Annotated in this window: 1 protein-coding gene; it reads left to right on the forward strand. The window is 65.4% G+C overall.

Going from position 1 to position 335, the window contains the following annotated elements:
• Positions 1-335: c-type cytochrome (locus tag AC5RWT_RS38110; protein ID WP_494084721.1), on the forward strand; the 335-nt coding region annotated here is incomplete at both ends.

Genomic DNA, 335 nt, shown 5'->3' on the forward strand with positions numbered 1-335 from the left:
GAGGCGACGACATCCCCTGGCGGCCGTTGCCCTGCTGCTCTTGGGACTGCTGGTCACCGGCGGCCTCTACGCCGTTGCCGGCAACGTCAACGAGGCCAAGGCCCAAACCACCAACTATTCCGCGCATGACATTGAAGAGGGCGAAAAGCTCTTCGTGGCCAACTGCGCAACTTGTCACGGAATTGGTGCTGTCGGGGCCCCGAAGGGTGCGCACGGCAATCAGGCCGGTCCGTCGCTGGTAGGCGTGGGCGCCGCCTCCGTTGACTTCCAGGTGGGAACCGGGCGCATGCCCATGCAGATGTCCGGTCCGCAGGCGCTGCAGAAGCCGAACCAGT

This window comes from Arthrobacter sp. Dra40 (assembly GCF_059091905.1).